Raw genomic sequence first — 17,275 nt, forward strand, 5'->3', positions numbered from 1 at the left:
CGACGTCCGTCGTGGAGACCGCCAGCTTTTGCGCCTGGGCTTGGTTGGCCATTGTTGTTTCCTCTCAGTTATCTTTTGTGGCGCTCAACGAGCGGCGGCCTTTGCTTCGAGAAACCGTGCATATTGCGTCAGCGGGTAGCACAGGAGGAAAAAGATAACCGCGACAAGGCCGTAGACCTTGAACGGCTCGAACGTCGCGTTGTTGATGGCGTTGGCCGTTTTCATCAGCTCTTCGAAGCCGAGAATGGAGGCGAGCGCCGTGCTCTTGATGAGCTGCACCAGGAAACCGACGACCGGCGCACGGGTTATCCGGAAGGCCTGCGGCAGGATGATGAGACGCAGTTCCTGGAACCGATGCAGACCGAGGCTCGAGGCTGCTTCCGACTGTCCACGCGGCAGCGCCTCGACACCGCTGCGCCAGATTTCCGCAAGGTAGGCGCTGGCGTAAAGGGTCAGCCCGCAGACGGCGGCCGTCCAGGGTTCGATACGCAGCCCGAGCATCGGCAGCCCGAAGAACATCAGGAACAGTTGCATCAGCAAGGGCGTGCCCTGAAACAGCGCGATATAGCCCGAACCGAACCGCCGGGCCCACGGTGCCTTTGAAATCCGCGCGAAGAGGATTGCGACACCCACGATCGCGCCGCCGGCGAATGCCGCCGCAGACAGAAGGACCGTCCAGCGCGTGGCGAATACAAGGTTCCTGACAATGTCCCAGAAGGTGAACTCGATCATTTGATGCCGGCTCCCAGCATGCGTCGCCCAAACAGGATCATTCCGCGGCGAACCGCAACAGACAAAGCGAGGTAGATGAGTGTCACGACCAGATAGGTTTCGAAGGCGCGGAAGGTGCGTGCCTGGAGCAGGTCGGCCTCCTGGGCGAGTTCGCGAACCGATATTTGCGAAACGACGGCCGATTCCAGCATCATGATGATGATCTGACTGGTCAGCGCTGGATAGATGATGGTGAGCGCCTGCGGAAGGACAACCTTGATGAAGGCCAGCCGGGGCCGCATGCCCAAGGCTGTCGCCGCCTCTCCCTGCCCCTTTGGAACGGCGTCGAGGCCGGCGCCGACCACTTCGATCGTATAGGCGGCCATGTTGAGGGTCATGGCCAGGATCGCAGCAACCATCGGATCAAGCCGCACGCCGATGCTCGGCAGTCCGAAGAAGATGAAGAACAACTGCACGAGAAAGGGCGTGTTGCGGATGACCTCCACGTAGGCGCCCACCAGCTTGCGTAGCCACAGATACCGTCCCCGGCGCGCGGCGGCGCCGAGAATGCTGAGCGTGAGGCCGAAGACAGTGGTGCAGGCAATCAGCAGCAGCGTCACGCCCGCGCCGGAGGCCAGGGCCCCCAAGCTGCCCCAGAGCCAACTGAAATCCAGAACGTATTTCATGATGACCTCTTGGAAATCCAAACCGAGTTCCGAAAAGGTCCCGTCAATCCTTCAGGTTGTCGGGATTGAGCGGCGTCTTGAGCCAGGCCTGCGAACTTGCATCGAGCGTGCCATCGGTCACCATCTTGGCGACGACATCGTCGATTGCCTTCTTCAGCCCGTCCTCGCCTTTGCGCACGGCAATATGCGAGGGGGAGGTCAAAAGCTGGAACTTCTGCTCGGGCTTCAACTCGTCCTGGCGGGCGAGCACCTGCGCGCCGACGTCGTTGCCGACGACCATCAGCTGGGTCTGGCCCGAAATGAAGGCCTGGATCACTGCATTGTAGTTTTCGAACCGCTGGATCGTGGCGGAAGCAGGCGCCGCTTCGGTCAGCGAGGTGTCTTCCAGCGTGCCGCGATTAACGGCGATCGTCTTGTCGGCGAGGTCATCCTTACCCGCGACCTTCAGGGCAGCTGGTCCGATGACGGCGATGTAGTAAGGCGCATAGGCGGCGGCAAAGTCGATCGCTTCCGCCCGCTCCTTGGAGTAGCCGACGCTCATCAGGATATCGACGCGATCGTCGTTGAGATAGGCGATGCGGTTCTGGCCGGTAATGCCCACGAGATTGAGTTTTACACCGAGGGCATCGGCGATCTTCTGCGCGACATCCACATCATAGCCCTTGATGCTCATGTCGGCGCTCGCCGAGGAAAACGGCGGGAAGTCGGAGAAGATGCCGACGTCGATCGTTCCGGCACCCTTGATGTCCTCAAGCGCGTCAGCGAAGGCAGTGCCGGCGAAAACGCCGACGACCGCGATCGCGGCGCTCAGCACAGATGTCAGCTTTCGTGTGATTTTCATGCTATTCCCCTTGTTTTGTTTTTGCGTCATTTCTTTCGAGGCCGGGTTCGGCGGTAGCTGCTCCCTATCCTCTCTGTTTGTCCTCCATCATTGGCGGCGAATGCACCGCTTGGAAGCCCGAAAATTCGCGAGGGGCTATAAGAAATCGTGATAGTCGAACGCGGGGCTTATCGAGAGACGGCGGACGATAGGCACGACAGGCGGGCGCACTTCAGGCGGGAAGCATGGCAGCATGCCGGGCAATGAATTCGACGAGGTAACGGGCGCCCTCCGCGATTTCCGGCTGATTGTACAAACCAATCTCAATACGGATCGGACCGGGCAGGTCAGACGATTTGTCCAGCGTCCGGCACCCTTCCGGTTGCGTGCTGGAGATCATCGGCCCGATGCCGATGCCGACCCGCACGGCCGTCGCCATCGCGACGAGCGTAGACGCCACGCATGCCGTTTTCCACTTGATGTTACGCTGGGATAGCACGCCTGTCGTCGGGGTCTTCCAAGGACACCCCTCCTCGAACATGATGATGGGCAGCGGCTTGCCCGCATCGACGACAAAGTCGGACCTGACCGTCCACATCAGGTATTCGGTCCAGATCAATGTCGGTTTGCGCGACAAGCAGGTAATGTCGCAAACGGCCACGTCCAGCGCGCCTTCGCTGAACAGATCTGCAAGGCGACGATTGGGCTCGATGATGATATCGATCTCGATATCCGGGTTCTGATCTCGAAAATTGCGCAGGATTTCGATGAGGTGACCCGCCGCGAAATCCTCGACGACGCCGAGGCGAATGCGGTCTCGAATGGTTTTTCCGGTCAGCCTTTTGCCCGCCTCATCGCCAAGGGTGACGATTTCGCGGGCATAAGGAAGCATGATCTGACCATGTTCCGTCAGCGAGAGACCTTTCGACGATCGCGAAAACAGCCTGACGCCGACAAGATCCTCCAGCTTTCGAAGCTGCATGCTGACGGCCGCCTGGGTCCGGTTCAGGCTCGCGGCAGCACCACTGACGGTCCCGATCTCTGCGACGGCCAGAAATGCTCTGAGCAAGTGGGAATCGAGATCAATCATTCAAACCCGGCTTCATGACAGCGTGCTGGTGTGCGCAGCAACCCTTGATCATTCCACCATAGCAAACAGGATCCCCCAAAGGAGAGGAAAAAAGCTCGCGGTGATCGACGCGATCTTCCCAGCCATCACCGACGCCGAACATGAGAGCAAGAAACTCACTCACCCACTGGCGGAGCAGCAAAATTGGTGATCACAGATATTCAAACGGCTTCAACGGGTCTTCAAGATCGTCGGCACGGCTTCGCTCGGTGACGCAAATGCAGTCTCACCAACGACTATGAATATCGCGCGCAGACATCCGAAACGGTGATCCATATCGCTGCCACGCGCCTCACGTTCAATGGGCTCGCAAAACGTTCATTCTCAACAAACTTTTAGGCACCGGGTTCATGGCAAACCGCTTCAATGTTGTGTCCGTCCGGACCAATGACGAACGCCGCATAGTAGTTCGCGTGGTAGCGGGGGCGCAGGCCGGGCGCGCCATTGTCTTTGCCACCGGCCTCCAGAGCCGCCCGGTAGAAAGCGTCGACCTGCTCACGATTTTCGGCCGTAAACGCCAAGTGAAGATGCGCCGGCCTCTCTTCGGTCTGGAATAGGCACAATGAAGCTTTGCCCTTTGCGCTAAGCTCGATACCGTATGTTGGCGACCCCTCCGCTACGACAGCGACGCCGAGCGGCTCGAGTGCCTTGAGGAAAAACGCTTTGCTTGCTGCGTAGTCGCTGACTCCGAATTTGACGTGATCAAACATGGCTTCTCCTCAAATGTCGGCCTGTCTCGTATGCCCTGGGCGTCGAAATTCGATGGCCTTCGATATCATCTTCACCGTGCTCGTTGGCGAGGGCTTTCACCACGGTAACAAATTTACGACGGACCTTTTCGCTCCGAATTGTGAAAAAAGCGCGATAGCGCTACAGCCCCACAACAAAAATCACGAAATCAGCCACCATCTCGTTGGCGAGCCAAGCCGACGTGGCGTCACCCGCCCGGACCTTGCGGCCTCCTACCTAATCGATACACCCCAATCCGCCTAAATCCCGCCAGCCAGCTTGCGCTTGCGTGCAGGCCTTAAAGCTTTCGGCGTATGACATGCTTCACAGCGTCTCACGATCCAATGTGAGATCGCCAACGATCCTCTTCAGACGGTCGTTCTCGTCTTGCAAAGCCTACAAGCGGCGCATCTCGTCGGCCAGCAGACCGCCTATTTCTTGCACCAGCCGAAATAGGCGGTCTGGCGGATTCCGGCCTTTCGGCAAATCACTGCCACCGTCGCGCCATCGTCGCCTTGTTTCACATAAACACCTTCTGCGTGTTCCAAAAATTCGATGTCTTTATCGTTTCCGCTTCTGTCCCCAGCCGGGAATCTAGCGCGAAAAGCTCTAATCAAAACGATCCAGCTTCTGGAGATCAGAGCGGTCTTCACAGGCGTAATCTGACATCACCCTTCCGAGAGTGGCGGCCCGGGCGTCGCTAGTGTTGTTCGGCTTTGGCGCGGGGCTGTGTCTACGGGGCACGATTAGAGACGCACCGCATGGTTTTGGGACAGGCAACTAATTGTTCGCTCGGGGATATTTGCAAAGATGGTGCGTCGCAATGCTGCGGCCCCGCAGGGGGAAAGAGTTTATTTCGGAGAGAGAAAATGCGAAAAATCGCCTTTGCTGCGGTCTGCGCCATGCTTGTCGCAGGTTGCACCTCGAACGAACAGCGCGTGGCGGGAACGACTGTCGCCGGTGCTGCCACCGGCGCCGTGATCGGTGGTATTGCCAATGGAGGCCGTGGTGCTCTGGTCGGTACTGCAATCGGTGGCGCGACGGGCGCAATGGTGGGCGTAGCCACCAATCCTCGCGAGTGCTGGGGACGTGACCGGTGGGGCAATCGCGTGAGGGTCCGTTGCTGACATACGGCCATGCTAACCGATGAAGGCTAGGAGCAATCGACATTCAGTCCAGTCCATGGGCGTGAATGAGATGTCGATTGGCCTTTGCCTATAGCGGTCGAAATCTTTCGTGATGGTGACGGTGGTCATGCGCAACACGAGACATTCCCGATTGTCGTGCGCAGAGGGCAGTTGTAGGTTGCAATAACATTGCCCTTGGCCACCGCGGTGCGCCGTCGGCGCTCCCAGGGAATATCGTTGCCATGAACAGCCAAGCGCTGGTTGCCCCCCTCGTCATCATCGCGGCCATTGCGCTCGTATCTGCCTTGCAACTGGCGGCCGCTGTCTTTGCCCCGGTGGCCGGTGCGCTCTTCATCATCGCGCTAGTATGGCCATTCCAGAAGAACCTGCAGCGTCTTCTGCCGAAGCTTTTGGCCCTTGCGCTGGTGGTCGCGGTTATCGTCCTTGTCTTCGTCGTGCTGACGTCGATCGCCGCCTGGGGATTTGGGCGCATAGGCCGCTCCGTGGTTGCCGATGGTGCGCGATTCCAGGCGCTTTACGGTCAGCTTGCCGACTGGCTCGAAGGACATGGCATTGTCATCGCCGGTGCGTGGGCCGAGCATTTCAACGTCGGATGGTTGCTGCGGATGCTGCAAGGCGTGACGGCCCGGCTGAACACCACGATCTCGTTCTGGATCGTCGTTGTCGTCTATGTGCTGCTCGGCCTGCTCGATACGGAGGCCATCGCCCGGAACATCCGCAGGGCCCTCTCCGGTGAAACCGCCAGCGCCGTGATCGGTGGCGGCACACTCACGGCATCCAAGCTGCGGCGCTACATGCTCGTCAGGACGGTCATGAGCCTTGCCACCGGCACATTGGTCTGGGCTCTTTCCGCGGCGTTCGGGCTCCGGTTCGCCGCCGAGTGGGGCGTCATTGCCTTTACTCTCAACTACATCCCCTTCATGGGGCCGTTTGTTGCGACGCTCCTGCCAAGCGCCTATGCGCTGGCGCAGTTCGGATCGCCGGAGGCGGCCGTCCTCATCTTTACCGGCCTCAACATCATCCAGTTCGTCATTGGAAGTTATATCGAGCCAAGAGTGGCAGGGTATGCGCTTGCGATGTCGCCCTTCCTGGTTCTCTTCTCGGTTTTCTTCTGGTCATACATATGGGGTCTGTTCGGCGCGTTCATCGGCGTGCCGATCACGATTGCGATCCTGACCTTCTGTGCGCAGTTCCCGTCGACGCGATGGATCGCGGAGATCTTTGGCGCACCCACCACGCCGGAAACCGAGCCTTCGCGATAAGCTCTGCTTTTGAACCGCTATCGACGCCCGCGTTCCGCCAGACAGCGTGAGAGCCTGCCGATGTCTTCAGGGCTCCAGCCCTGCGGATCGGTTACCGCCAGCCATGCCTTGAGATAGTGTTCCGGCGCGAAAACGTGGCCGTACCCCATGGGCGTGGCATTGGCCACGGCCATATCGACGGCAAGCTGCAGCATGGTCACGATCGGAAACCACTGCAGATGCGGTGACACGTCCGGACCGCGCGGCGCATTCATCCAGTCGGGCCGGCGATAGAGGTCGCGGTAGTCGAAGAAGGTGATCGCGTCGCTGGCGTATTGGAGGTAGACGATCCGCATCGGCCCCCATGGCGTTTGCGCCGGCACCGTCGGGCCGTCCTGGTTCATGAAACGGAATGTCGCACCATCGCGAAATTCGGGCAGCCACATTGGTGATCCGACATTGCGCGCTTCCGTTACCTGACGCCAGATCCTGCTTGCAAAAGGCGGCCCGCTCCAGACCGCCCCCTGGATCGGGTCGCCGAGGATCTCGAAGATGTCCGTGGATCGCTCCGAGTTCAGGGCTCCAAGACTGAGCCCGTGCAGATAGAGTTTCGGCCGGTGGTCCCGCGGCAAGGTCGTCCAGTAGCCATAGACCTGCGCAAAGAGGGCCTGAGCCGCCTCCATGCCATAGTCGGGCTCGACCAGCAGGGAGAGCGGGCTCGAAAGATAGGAATACTGCAGCGCCACGCTGGCGATATCCCCGCGGTGGAGATATTCGACGGTGTCGATCGCCGCGGGATCGACCCAGCCCGTGCCCGTCGGCGTGATCACGACGAGGGTCGAGCGCTCGAACCCGCCGACCCGTTTCAGCTCGTCGAAAGCCAGTTTTGCCCGTTCGGTGGCGGTGTCGCCGGCGCGAAGGCTTGCATAGACACGGATCGGCTCCAACGCCGGTTGGCCCGTGAATTCCGCGATGTCTTGCCCACTCGGGCCGGAGGAAACAAATCGCCGCCCGGTCCTTCCAAGCTCCTCCCAGGCCATGAGCGAGGCCGCGCTTCCGGTCTGAAGCGGGGATGTGGGCTGGTCGCGATCCGGCTCGAAGAGGGCGTCGAAGGCAGCAAAGGACGAATCGAGGACATGCAGCGTGTAGCGGACCAGCAGGCCGTTTGCCACGGACCAGAACAGGATGATCCCGAGCGAAAAGCCGATCACGCGTGAAACCCTTGGCGGGACGACACGGTCGGCGCCTTTCGAAATCAGATGAACGACAACCATGAACAGCCGGGCCAGCATGACGAGGGCCAGGAAGGTCAGGATGGCGATCAGGCTGACCTCGAGAGGATGGGCACTGCTGACAGGCTCGATTGCCATGAGCGCGTGGATCGAGTTCTGCCACGCGGTGGTCTTCAGGAGAAATGCGACGGCCAGGATCAGGCAAAGACCGAGAACGACGATCTTGAGCCATCTCTCCAGACGGCCGCGCGGTTCGGGCAACTGCATGTAGCGCCACAGCCAGCGCCAGCCGACGCCAATCGCGTAGCCGATGGCGAAACATCCACCGGAAAGAGCGCCCTGTATGAGGAAGGTTCGCGGAATGAGGGTCGGCGTAAGCGATGCGGCAAAAAATATCGTGCCGAGCACGACGCCGCCTGCCGACAGGGATCGCAGGAACCGCAGGATGACGCCAACCAGGATCTGTCGCTTCACAAAGGTCAGCATGGCGGCAGCGATGTGCCTTCGATGGCCGCCATCACCACGGATCAGGCCCCCCGATCTGCGTTAAGCCAGCCGACGCCATGCACGATCAGATCGATCCCCAGGAACGCGCCGATCACCCAGCCGCTGGTCGAAGGATATCCTGCCAGGATCAGGAAGCCGGCAATCACGCCGAGCAGGCCGGAGAAAAACATCGTTCGCTTGCCACTCCGCAGGTAGTTCACGCCGATGAAGACCCGGGCAACGCCCGAGAGCAGCAAGATGACACCGAGCGCCCATGTCAGGAACTGCGAACCGAAGCTCGGCAGGCTCAGGAGTACCAGGCCAAAGGCTATATAGAGAACGCCAAGCGCGATCTGCCAGAGGAACCCGCGCCATCCGCCAGCAATGACCGAGAGCCCGATCTCCACGATACCGGCGCAGATTACGGCGATTGCGAGAATGACGGCACTCACGACCGTTGCCAGAGCGACGTCCGCGAGGACGAAGGCACCGGCAAGGACCAGGGCGACGCCGATGGCCGAATTGCCCCATCGCGACGATCCGGGACGGTCTGCGCTGGATTGGCTCGTCATTATCTGCCCCTTAACCCGCTGATTTTTTTACCTATCGGCGAAGTCGACGAACATCGATGACGCGGCCGGTACGGGAGCTGAGAGCAATCTCGAAATGGCTGTTTCCACGCCGTGCGTGATAGATGAATGTCCGGCCCCTGCAGTCGACCCGGCGGACACTCCGGAAGCCACGGTTCTGAATGAGTTGCTGGCCCTGCCTGCAGGTGATCGCGCGTCCAAAGTTGAGGTTGGAGCCGACATGAATGTTCACCGATACCGCATAAGCCGGCACTGGCACCGATACAGGCAGCATGAGGCTGAGTGCGAGAGCAAAGGCCGGCCACATATTTTTGCGCATCTTCTTCCTCCATCAACCAGAAGCTTTGCGACGATAGGTTCCGCGTGCGGTATCTTGTCAAGAAGCGGTTGGGGAGGGCGCGTGCTTTAGGGACGTAGTGCCTACTTCGTGGACGATTTAATCAAAGCGCCATTGCCGGGCAAAAGCCTGTGGGCCTGCGAAAAAGGCGCCGGTTGCCCGGCGCCCTATGCTGCTTTCGGTCTTCTTGCTGTCAGGCCTGATCGATCGGCAGGGCCACGAACCGGCTGCTGCCGTCGGTCTCCAGCTGGAAGAGCGCGCGCTTGCGGCCATCCTTGCGGGCGTCGTCGAGAACACTCTCGACGTCGGTTGCGCTGGTGACTTTCCGGTTGTTGATCGAGACGATCTTTTCGCCGCCTTTGAAGCCCTGGTCGGCCGCATAGCTGTCCGGATCGACATTCGTCACGACGAGGCCGGACTTGTCGTCGGACGGAGCGACGGTGAGGCCGAGCGCCGTCAGTTCGGCCGTCTCGGCTGGTGCCGCCCGGCCGCCTGACTGCTCAGCGTTCGCGGCGACGTCGTCGCTTGCCGTTTCGCCGAGCGTGACCGTTATGATCTGGGCTTTGCCATCACGTAGCAGGGCGACGTCCACCTTTGCCTTCGGGCCGAAGGCCGCAATACGGCGCGACAGGTCGCGGGCATCCTTGAGCGGCTGGCCGTTGACGGCCGTGATTACGTCGCCTTCCTTGATGCCGGCCTTCTGGCCAGGCGAACCTTCCTGGGGGGCGACAACGAGCGCGCCGGCAGCGTCCTTCAGGCCGAGCGAGTCGGCGATGTCCTGGTCAACGGGCTGGATCTGCACGCCGAGCCAGCCGCGCTCGACCTTGCCGTCCTTGATCAGGTTGGCGACCACATCCTTGGCCGTGGAGGCGGGAATCGCGAAGGCGATACCGACATTGCCGCCGGACGGAGAGAAGATCGCGGTGTTGATGCCCACGACTTCGCCGGAAAGGTTGAAGGTCGGGCCGCCCGAGTTGCCGCGGTTCACGGCAGCATCCACCTGGAGGTAGTCGTCATAGGGACCGGAGCCGATGTCGCGGCCGCGCGCCGAAATGATGCCGGCCGTCACCGTACCGCCGAGGCCGAACGGGTTGCCGACAGCCACGACCCAGTCGCCGACGCGAACCTTGGAATCGTCTGCGAACTGCACGTAGGTGAACTTGCGCTTGTCATCGACCTTCAGCACGGCGAGGTCGGTGCGGCTGTCCTTGCCGATCAGTTTGGCATCAAGCTCCGTGCCGTTGTTCAGCACCACCGTATAGGCCAAGCCGTCGGCGACGACGTGGTTGTTGGTGACGACATAGCCGTCTTCCGAGATGAAGAAGCCGGACCCTTGCGCCGTCGGGCGAAGGTGGCGGGGGCGAGTGCCGTCCTTCTTCGCGCCACCGTCAGCCTGCTTTTCGGTTCCTTTGTCTTGCTGGGCAGAGCCGCCAAACTCGCGGAAGAAACGCTTCAGCGGATGATCGTCGGGAAGCTGGTCGAAGTTGCCGCCGCCGAAATTGTTGGAGAAGTCGCCGGCATCGCTGGAGGCGAGCTGAACATCCGACTTGACGCGGATGGAGACCACGGCGGGCGAAACCGAAGAGACGACATCGGCAAAGCTCGGTGCCTGCGATGGGGTGACGGCGACAGGGGCGGCGAAGGATTGCGCGACCTGTGCCGGAATGCCGGTGGCAAGCATGACCGCCGCAAGGCCGGCAACGGACGTGGTTTGCAATACGGTTTTCAGGGAGGGGCGGATGGGCGTGCGCATGTTGATGAACCGTCCTTTCAAGCTGGCTCGAGCCGGGATTGCTCCGGCGAATGAGAAAGGTATGGGCGAATCCAGGTTACGTCCGCATGGAGGAAGGGTGAAACATTGGTAATGCGCGTTGAGGAGAGCTTCCCGGCGTTGGCACCCATTCGCAGTCAATGGGCCGATTGACATGCGAATGGCGAACTGCTCACCTGCAAGCCCGCCACGATGCTGTCTATGGCGCAGTGCTCCATATTTTCCGGAGGTTTAGATGACATCACACAACGGTCCCCTGCGCGTCGGTATCGGCGGCCCCGTGGGCTCTGGAAAGACGGCGCTCACCGAAAAGCTCTGCAAGGCGATGCGCGAGCACTACTCAGTCGCCGTCGTCACCAACGATATTTACACGAAGGAGGATGCCGAGGCGCTGGTGCGCATGCAGGCGCTGTCTTCGGACCGCATCGTCGGCGTCGAGACCGGCGGCTGCCCGCACACCGCGATTCGCGAGGATGCGTCGATCAATCTTCAGGCCATTGCCGATCTCAACCGGCGTTTCCCGGAACTGGACGTGGTCTTTATCGAATCAGGCGGCGACAATCTGGCGGCGACCTTCTCGCCCGACCTTGCGGACCTGACGATCTACGTCATTTCCGTCTGCCAGGGCGAGGAAATCCCGCGCAAGGGTGGGCCGGGCATCACGCGCTCGGACCTGCTCGTCATCAACAAGAAGGACCTGGCACCGCATGTTGGCGCCGATCTCGAGGTGATGGAGCGGGATGCCGGGCGCATGCGCGCGGAGCGTCCCTTCGTCTTTTCCGATATGAAGCGCGGTGATGGCGTTGACCGCATTGTCGATTTTCTGCGGGTGCAAGGCGGGCTGTGACAGCACGAAGCGCAGTTAAAGGGGGCATAGCCCCACAGACCTCTCAGCCGGAGTCGCTCACTGTTGGGCCTTGTCCTACAGGCGTTAACTCACCGCGCAGGAGAGCGGGATAGACCCAGAGAATTGTTGATCAGAAGGTCGCTGAGGACGCAGACGTGATCACCGTGCTGGTCGATGTTTAGCCAGGAGGCGTGTTTGACACCCTGCCAACCCAGGTCGCGTGCCTCGGTAGGAGACATGCCAAACTCTTTCTTGAACATCCGGCTGTAGACCGAGGCTTCGGGGAAGCCCCACTCCTCTGCAATGCTTGAGATTGTCCTTTGATCCGAACGATCAGCCAGGATATCGCGCGTCCGGAGCAGCCGTTTACGGCGGATGTAGTTGGACACTCCGCCCGCCGGCTCGAAAATCCGATAGAGACGAGACCGCGAGACGCCGATCGCACGGCAGAGCTTGTCTGGAGTTAAACGGCGGTCGGCCAGTTTTTCTGCAATGACCCTGGTGATCCGCGCAGCGGCAATGGCGTCCATCGGTCCCTGTGCTGCTACGACATGGTTGTCACACCGGGTGAGAGCTGCCGAAAAAATATTGGACGTTGCCGCAACAATGTGGGGCAAATCCCCTTCCTTCAGATCGGGGAGAGAACGGTGGAGCAGAACGGCGTAATGGGCCAGGAAGTTTAAAGTGGCGTCGCTGACTTCGATCCTTGACGGGTGTGTCGCCAGCCATGCGCGCGGCAGAAACAGCGTGATTAGCAGGTCGTCGTTGGTCACCCGCTCATGGGGTGATGCCAGGCATGTCAGTGCGGGCCTTCCCGGGTTCATCACGCCGTCAGGAGTTCGAGAGAACGGGACGTATAGCATCCAATGGTCAAGCATGGGGCGTTTCTTGTGCGCCCATCGAATATCGTAGCCGGCGCCTGGAAGCCTCGTGGCGCTCAATGCCAGATTCCCCAGTTGCCATACCTGCTGACGGGCCGGAAATGAGGGTTCCGCAGCTCGGAGAAGCTCGATTTCAGCCAGTCCTTCGAGCCAGGTCTGAAAAAAGTCGAACTGTTCGCCAGGCATCTGTGACGAGGTGTCCATATCGATCGCGCAACGCAGAGGATCATGGGCGAAAGGATCAAAAGGAATGCCGACTGAGCGTACTCTTGTGTCCATGGCGAATCTTATTCCGCCGGCTTCGGGCAGGCCCGCGTAGAGCGTCTGCTACGTCGCGTGTCTCCAGCTACTGGTTGCATGGTTGGGACGACGCTGGCGCACCGGCTTCGGGGTGTGCTTAGACTGGCATGGTTGCTGTGCCTGGACGGTCGATCAAACATCACTCTGCCCTTTTGGTATTCGCGGCGAACACCGGCTTCGTTGGAAATGCGCCGCCGTTTGCCGAGCGATCCCGCCGGTCCTTCAATTCCGATCTCATGGGCACGCTCGAGAGCCAAAGCCGCTCTGGAATCGATGCGGCGATGAGGTCGCCTCATCAGAGTCTGCCGAGTGCCGGGAAATCTCTATCCACTTTCCGACACGCAGAGCGGTTGATGGGAACTCAACGCCGGTGCTCTGCCGCTGGGGAATCGGAGCAAGCGGACCATCCGCAGATGCAACGAAGCGTCGGTAGTCTCAAAAGACAGGGAATGCCGCCATCGCAGGATCAGGTCGATCACTAGTGGGCCAGCACGAGCCCCGATATTTTCAAAGCACCGTTGATGGGATGGCGCGGGTTGCGCGCAAGTCACCTGCGCACGGCAGGCTCAGCAATGCTCATAGGTCATGGGCTGTGCATCTTCCCAGATGCGCCGACGCGTCTCGCTGGGGGAACAACCGAACAGCGCCGCATAGGCTGCAGCGAAGCGACCGAGGTGCCAGAAGCTGAAGCTCATGGCGATGTCGGTGATCGAGAGGCGGTCACCCTCTGTCAGGATCAGGCCGTGCGCGCCCCGCAGCCGTCGCTCCCGCTCATAGGCGCGGGGGCTGATCCCCAGAAGTTCCTGAAAAGCACGCTCCAGCGTGCGCTCTCCTATACCCAGGGCGCTGCAGACGGCACTGACCGAAACCGGGCTGTGTGGGCTTGCATCGAGGATGGCGAGCGTGACATCGACGAGATTGTGCCGATCGCGCGATCCAAGGCTGCGGGTGGGCAGTTCCTCCGTGCTTGAGAGCAAACGCGCGAGTGCGCCGCCGGCCTCGCTGGCTGCAACCGCCAGAGCGGCACGCAGGTCGTGGCCGCGCCGCGCGGCAGTTTCGGCGAAGCGGGCAGTCCGCAGCAGCTTCTGCTGAAGCTCCAGCTCGGCCCCCGGGGCGAAGCGCGGCTTGTGCACTCCGGGCGTAAGCCAGCTTCGCCCGTTCAGATGGGAGGCCGGTGCCATGCGCAACGGATCGAGGGCCGCCCCGCGCAGGCCGATCCTCATGAGCTGATAGCGGCCAGGCATTTCGAGGTTGAATTCCGTTCCCGGGCTGACGACCCGCAACTGCGGTACTTCACTCCGTTGCCCGTTGAAGGTGGTGCCTTCACCCCAGAGGAATACCGCTGTCAACGCATCGTCATTGATTGCTCCCGACATCGCAATGCCGCCTTTGTCCTGCAAGGCGAGGACGAATGCATCACCGTAGTCGATAGTCGCCAAGTGCGATGCATGGCTCTGCGCACCGATCTGTTGGATATGGAATTCCGCATCGGGATCGGACTCGCCGGTTCGGGCCGCAACGGAGTTGTATTTGCGCGCGTACCAAGTCGGCGCCTCCAGCATCATGGCTCCCAATAATGTGTCGCCCGGCCAGGGAGATACCGGATGCGATCGTTTCCACCCAACTCAGCCTCGGTTTTCACGCTGTTTGCCTGCTCGGACACATCCCCGCGCCCGCCGTGACTCCCGTCATGCGAGTGATATTTTAATGCAGCACATGTCTGCGCGATAGGGCGATTCATCGCCAATGGACACGGATTGTAGATGAAATATCCAACCCCCGCCGACCGTCACCTATAAAACCACCAGTTTTCGCCGGTGCTCGTCATCCACGCTGTTTGGCTTCTTTTCAGGTTTCCGTTGAGCTTGCAGTCTTGTCGACAAAACGCTCTTGGCGCGCGGTCAGTTCTCGGTGCCAATCAATACAGTGCGCTGGGCTTGCGGTCAGACGATCCAGTCTGATGCCTATCTCGATAGGGTAGCAGAATCCCATAAATGCGCATGGCGTCCATTTCTTGTCCTTATCGAAGACTTTGCAGGCGCGGCTGATCGACTAATCGCCAAGCCTGGTTCATGAAAATCACGGTGGAGCTGGGATGGTGCAATCTGCCGTTCCTCTCCCTCAGCCGGGTTGCTCGCGATCATGTGGCGGATCGCGATGCGCTGTGACGGAACAGATCAGGATGAGAGGCAGAGCATGGGGCTGTTTGGAATTCTGCTAGGGCTCGGTCTGCTGATGTGGTTTGCCTACCGCGGGTGGAGCGTGCTGCTGCTCGCACCCGCCGCAGCCCTTGTGGTTGCGCTTATTTCGGGCGAGCCGCTTCTGCCGCACTGGACCGCGACCTTCATGAACGGCACGGCGCGTTTCGTCGCGCAATGGTTCCCGATGTTCCTGTTGGGCGGTATCTTCGGCAAGATGATGGATGACAGCGGTTCGATCACCTCGATCGCCCGCTACCTGACGGAGCGGCTCGGCGTCAAGCGGACCATGCTCTCGGTGGTTCTTGCCTCTGCCGTCGTCACCTATGGCGGCGTCAGCGTCTTCGTCGCATTCTTCGTGCTGGTGCCGATGACCCGCGAAATGTTCCGCGCGGCGAACATCCCGGCGCGGCTGATGCCCGCTGCAATCGGTCTAGGCGCGTTCACCTTCACCATGTCGGCCATGCCCGGCACCCCCTCGACCAACAATGCCATTCCCATGCCGTACTTCGGCACGACGACCTTCGCCGCCCCTGGCCTCGGCATCATCGCATCGATCATCACCTTTGCTTTCGGGATGTGGTGGCTGGCGCGCATCGAGGCGAAGGCACGCGCTGCCGGGGAAGGCTACACGGAGGATGGCGCTGCCGTCGTCATCAGCGAAAAGGTGCGCGAGCAGGCGACGACCGCCGGCGACTTCGATCCGATTGAACTGACCCACGGTGAGCGGAGCGACAGCGGCCCGTCCTTCCTGTTTGCGGTGCTGCCGCTGATCGTCGTCATCACCGTCAACTTTCTCATGGCGCTGGTGGTGCTGCCCCGGATCGATTTTTCTGCCGCTGAAGCGGCTCTTGGCCTCAATATATCCTCGACGCTCGGCGTCTGGGCGGTTCTCATCGCCTTGGCGGCCGCGATCATCACTGTCATCGCCGTCAATTATGGGCGGCTCGGGAAGCTGCGCGAAAGCCTGGATGCCGGCGCCAACTCCGCTGTCCTGCCGATCTTGACGGTAGCGAGCCTCGTTGGCTTCGGTGCGGTCGTTGCGGCCATGCCGGCCTTCAACGTCGTGCGGGATGCGGTCCTGCAGATGCCGGGCGGTCCACTCGTTTCGCTGGTCGTCGCGATGAACGCGCTGGCCGGGCTGACGGGTACGGCCTCGGGCGGCATGGCGATCGCTCTCAATGCGCTCGGCAGTGAATATATGCGCATGGCAGCAGAATACGGCATCGATCCCGCGCTGATGCACCGCCTGACGACCATCAGCGCCGGTACGCTCGATGCCCTGCCGCACAATGGCACGGTACTCCTGCTCCTGCAGATCAGCAAACAGACGCATGCCGGAAGTTACTTCGACATGGTGATGACCGTCATTGTCGGCGTCATCATCTCCCTGGTCGCGGTCTTCGTGCTGGGGTCGATGTTCGGTTCGTTCTGAACAGGCCGTGGCGAGCGGAAGACGGGGCCGGTTTGGTGAGCATGGTTGCGGCGGAGCTGCCGGAAAACGGAAGGTGCCCGTCGGCTTTCGAGCGCTCTCTTCATTCGATCAACACTACGGAGGTGGTACGATGAAAAAATTGTCCGTTCTGACCCTTGCACCGTTGCTGGTGATGAGCACGCCGGCCTTCGCGCATGTCGGCCATGCCGAACATGGTTCCTTCATGGCCGGGTTCCTGCACCCGCTCTCGGGCCTGGACCATGTTCTGGCAATGGTCGCGGTTGGTCTTTGGGCGGCGACACTTGGGGGGCGCGCGCTCATCGCCGTTCCCGCCACCTTTGTCGGCGTCATGCTCCTCGGTTTTGTCGCAGCGCTCACCGGCCTGCCGGTGCCCTTCGTCGAGCCTGTCATCCTCGCCTCTATTGTTGTCATTGGCCTTCTGGTCGCTATCGCTCAGCCTGTTCCGGTTGGGGCCGCAGCGGCGATTGTCGGCGTGTTCGCCTTTTTCCACGGGCATGCGCACGGTGCTGAGATGGCCGGCGACAGCGCCCTGTCCTTCGGTGCGGGTTTTGCGCTTGCGACAATCGTCCTTCATGCCGCGGGCATCGGTCTTGGCCTTGCCGCCGGTCGCTTGATGCATGGCTCGGCAGGCCTGCGGATTGCCGGTGGCGCCACCGCGCTCGGTGGTGTCTTCCTGCTTGCCAGCTGAGCTGGCGAGCGGGTTTCGGTGCATC

15 protein-coding genes are annotated in these 17,275 nt (G+C 61.0%); 5 read left to right on the forward strand and 10 right to left on the reverse strand.

Annotated elements, in window-relative coordinates; genetic code table 11:
* Positions 1–84 precede the first annotated feature (84 nt).
* From AC1RT2_RS23940 to AC1RT2_RS23960, 5 genes are all read right to left on the reverse strand, one after another.
* On the reverse strand, positions 85–732 hold the full coding sequence (locus AC1RT2_RS23940; RefSeq protein ID WP_493105907.1) for an amino acid ABC transporter permease: 648 nt from the start codon (positions 730–732) through the stop codon (positions 85–87).
* Positions 729–1,397, reverse strand: coding sequence for an amino acid ABC transporter permease (locus tag AC1RT2_RS23945; protein WP_493105909.1), 669 nt, complete (start codon positions 1,395–1,397; stop codon positions 729–731). The genes AC1RT2_RS23940 and AC1RT2_RS23945 overlap by 4 nt, the downstream gene beginning before the upstream one ends.
* A gap of 43 nt (positions 1,398–1,440) precedes the next feature.
* Complete coding sequence (locus AC1RT2_RS23950; RefSeq protein ID WP_493105911.1) at positions 1,441–2,238, reverse strand: transporter substrate-binding domain-containing protein; 798 nt, start codon at positions 2,236–2,238, stop codon at positions 1,441–1,443.
* A gap of 211 nt (positions 2,239–2,449) precedes the next feature.
* A complete protein-coding gene (locus AC1RT2_RS23955) occupies positions 2,450–3,307 on the reverse strand; it encodes a LysR family transcriptional regulator (RefSeq protein ID WP_493105913.1) in 858 nt (285 codons plus the stop codon).
* Positions 3,308–3,681: 374 nt separating this feature from the next.
* A complete protein-coding gene (locus tag AC1RT2_RS23960) occupies positions 3,682–4,056 on the reverse strand; it encodes a VOC family protein (protein ID WP_493105915.1) in 375 nt (124 codons plus the stop codon).
* Between the two features lie 888 nt (positions 4,057–4,944).
* On the opposite strand from AC1RT2_RS23960, the gene AC1RT2_RS23965 reads away from it, so the two are divergent.
* Entirely contained in the window at positions 4,945–5,202 is a 258-nt protein-coding gene (locus AC1RT2_RS23965; protein ID WP_069061887.1) for a YMGG-like glycine zipper-containing protein, read from the forward strand.
* Between the two features lie 233 nt (positions 5,203–5,435).
* On the forward strand, positions 5,436–6,485 hold the full coding sequence (locus tag AC1RT2_RS23970; RefSeq protein ID WP_493106205.1) for an AI-2E family transporter: 1,050 nt from the start codon (positions 5,436–5,438) through the stop codon (positions 6,483–6,485).
* A 17-nt stretch (positions 6,486–6,502) separates the two neighbouring features.
* On the opposite strand, the gene AC1RT2_RS23975 is transcribed toward AC1RT2_RS23970, so the two are convergent.
* From AC1RT2_RS23975 to AC1RT2_RS23985, 3 genes are all read right to left on the reverse strand, one after another.
* The gene (locus tag AC1RT2_RS23975; protein WP_493105917.1) at positions 6,503–8,182 is read right to left on the reverse strand and encodes an alpha/beta hydrolase; all 1,680 of its coding nucleotides are present in this window, start codon (positions 8,180–8,182) and stop codon (positions 6,503–6,505) included.
* A 41-nt stretch (positions 8,183–8,223) separates the two neighbouring features.
* Positions 8,224–8,754 carry an HdeD family acid-resistance protein gene (locus AC1RT2_RS23980; protein ID WP_493105919.1) on the reverse strand — a complete coding sequence of 177 codons (531 nt, stop codon included), beginning with the start codon at positions 8,752–8,754 and terminating at the stop codon, positions 8,224–8,226.
* 548 nt (positions 8,755–9,302) lie between these two features.
* On the reverse strand, positions 9,303–10,862 hold the full coding sequence (locus tag AC1RT2_RS23985; RefSeq protein WP_493105921.1) for a Do family serine endopeptidase: 1,560 nt from the start codon (positions 10,860–10,862) through the stop codon (positions 9,303–9,305).
* 253 nt (positions 10,863–11,115) lie between these two features.
* Here AC1RT2_RS23985 and ureG point away from each other — a divergent pair, with 253 nt between their 5' ends.
* The gene (gene ureG / locus AC1RT2_RS23990) at positions 11,116–11,727 is read left to right on the forward strand and encodes an urease accessory protein UreG (RefSeq protein ID WP_493105923.1); all 612 of its coding nucleotides are present in this window, start codon (positions 11,116–11,118) and stop codon (positions 11,725–11,727) included.
* Between the two features lie 89 nt (positions 11,728–11,816).
* Here ureG and AC1RT2_RS23995 read toward each other — a convergent pair whose 3' ends face one another.
* A complete protein-coding gene (locus AC1RT2_RS23995) occupies positions 11,817–12,887 on the reverse strand; it encodes a helix-turn-helix domain-containing protein (RefSeq protein WP_493105925.1) in 1,071 nt (356 codons plus the stop codon).
* Positions 12,888–13,474: 587 nt separating this feature from the next.
* On the reverse strand, positions 13,475–14,473 hold the full coding sequence (locus AC1RT2_RS24000) for an AraC family transcriptional regulator (RefSeq protein WP_493105927.1): 999 nt from the start codon (positions 14,471–14,473) through the stop codon (positions 13,475–13,477).
* A 631-nt stretch (positions 14,474–15,104) separates the two neighbouring features.
* On the opposite strand from AC1RT2_RS24000, the gene AC1RT2_RS24005 reads away from it, so the two are divergent.
* Entirely contained in the window at positions 15,105–16,541 is a 1,437-nt protein-coding gene (locus AC1RT2_RS24005) for a GntP family permease (RefSeq protein ID WP_493105929.1), read from the forward strand.
* Between the two features lie 130 nt (positions 16,542–16,671).
* On the forward strand, positions 16,672–17,250 hold the full coding sequence (locus AC1RT2_RS24010) for a HupE/UreJ family protein (protein WP_493105931.1): 579 nt from the start codon (positions 16,672–16,674) through the stop codon (positions 17,248–17,250).
* Positions 17,251–17,275: the final 25 nt, after the last annotated feature.

The organism is Shinella sp. GW821-FHT11G07 (assembly GCF_058808115.1).

Excerpts from the sequence above, each read along its gene's own strand:
- AC1RT2_RS23980 (WP_493105919.1), bottom strand. The coding sequence starts at position 8,754 with ATGACGAGCCAATCCAGCGCAGACCGTCCCGGATCGTCGCGATGGGGC.
- AC1RT2_RS23945 (WP_493105909.1), bottom strand. The coding sequence starts at position 1,397 with ATGAAATACGTTCTGGATTTCAGTTGGCTCTGGGGCAGCTTGGGGGCC.
- ureG (WP_493105923.1), top strand. The coding sequence starts at position 11,116 with ATGACATCACACAACGGTCCCCTGCGCGTCGGTATCGGCGGCCCCGTG.
- AC1RT2_RS23960 (WP_493105915.1), bottom strand. The coding sequence starts at position 4,056 with ATGTTTGATCACGTCAAATTCGGAGTCAGCGACTACGCAGCAAGCAAA.
- AC1RT2_RS24005 (WP_493105929.1), top strand. The coding sequence starts at position 15,105 with ATGGGGCTGTTTGGAATTCTGCTAGGGCTCGGTCTGCTGATGTGGTTT.
- AC1RT2_RS23965 (WP_069061887.1), top strand. The coding sequence starts at position 4,945 with ATGCGAAAAATCGCCTTTGCTGCGGTCTGCGCCATGCTTGTCGCAGGT.
- AC1RT2_RS23955 (WP_493105913.1), bottom strand. The coding sequence starts at position 3,307 with ATGATTGATCTCGATTCCCACTTGCTCAGAGCATTTCTGGCCGTCGCA.
- AC1RT2_RS24010 (WP_493105931.1), top strand. The coding sequence starts at position 16,672 with ATGAAAAAATTGTCCGTTCTGACCCTTGCACCGTTGCTGGTGATGAGC.
- AC1RT2_RS23985 (WP_493105921.1), bottom strand. The coding sequence starts at position 10,862 with ATGCGCACGCCCATCCGCCCCTCCCTGAAAACCGTATTGCAAACCACG.
- AC1RT2_RS23950 (WP_493105911.1), bottom strand. The coding sequence starts at position 2,238 with ATGAAAATCACACGAAAGCTGACATCTGTGCTGAGCGCCGCGATCGCG.
- AC1RT2_RS23940 (WP_493105907.1), bottom strand. The coding sequence starts at position 732 with ATGATCGAGTTCACCTTCTGGGACATTGTCAGGAACCTTGTATTCGCC.
- AC1RT2_RS24000 (WP_493105927.1), bottom strand. The coding sequence starts at position 14,473 with ATGATGCTGGAGGCGCCGACTTGGTACGCGCGCAAATACAACTCCGTT.
- AC1RT2_RS23995 (WP_493105925.1), bottom strand. The coding sequence starts at position 12,887 with ATGGACACAAGAGTACGCTCAGTCGGCATTCCTTTTGATCCTTTCGCC.
- AC1RT2_RS23975 (WP_493105917.1), bottom strand. The coding sequence starts at position 8,182 with ATGCTGACCTTTGTGAAGCGACAGATCCTGGTTGGCGTCATCCTGCGG.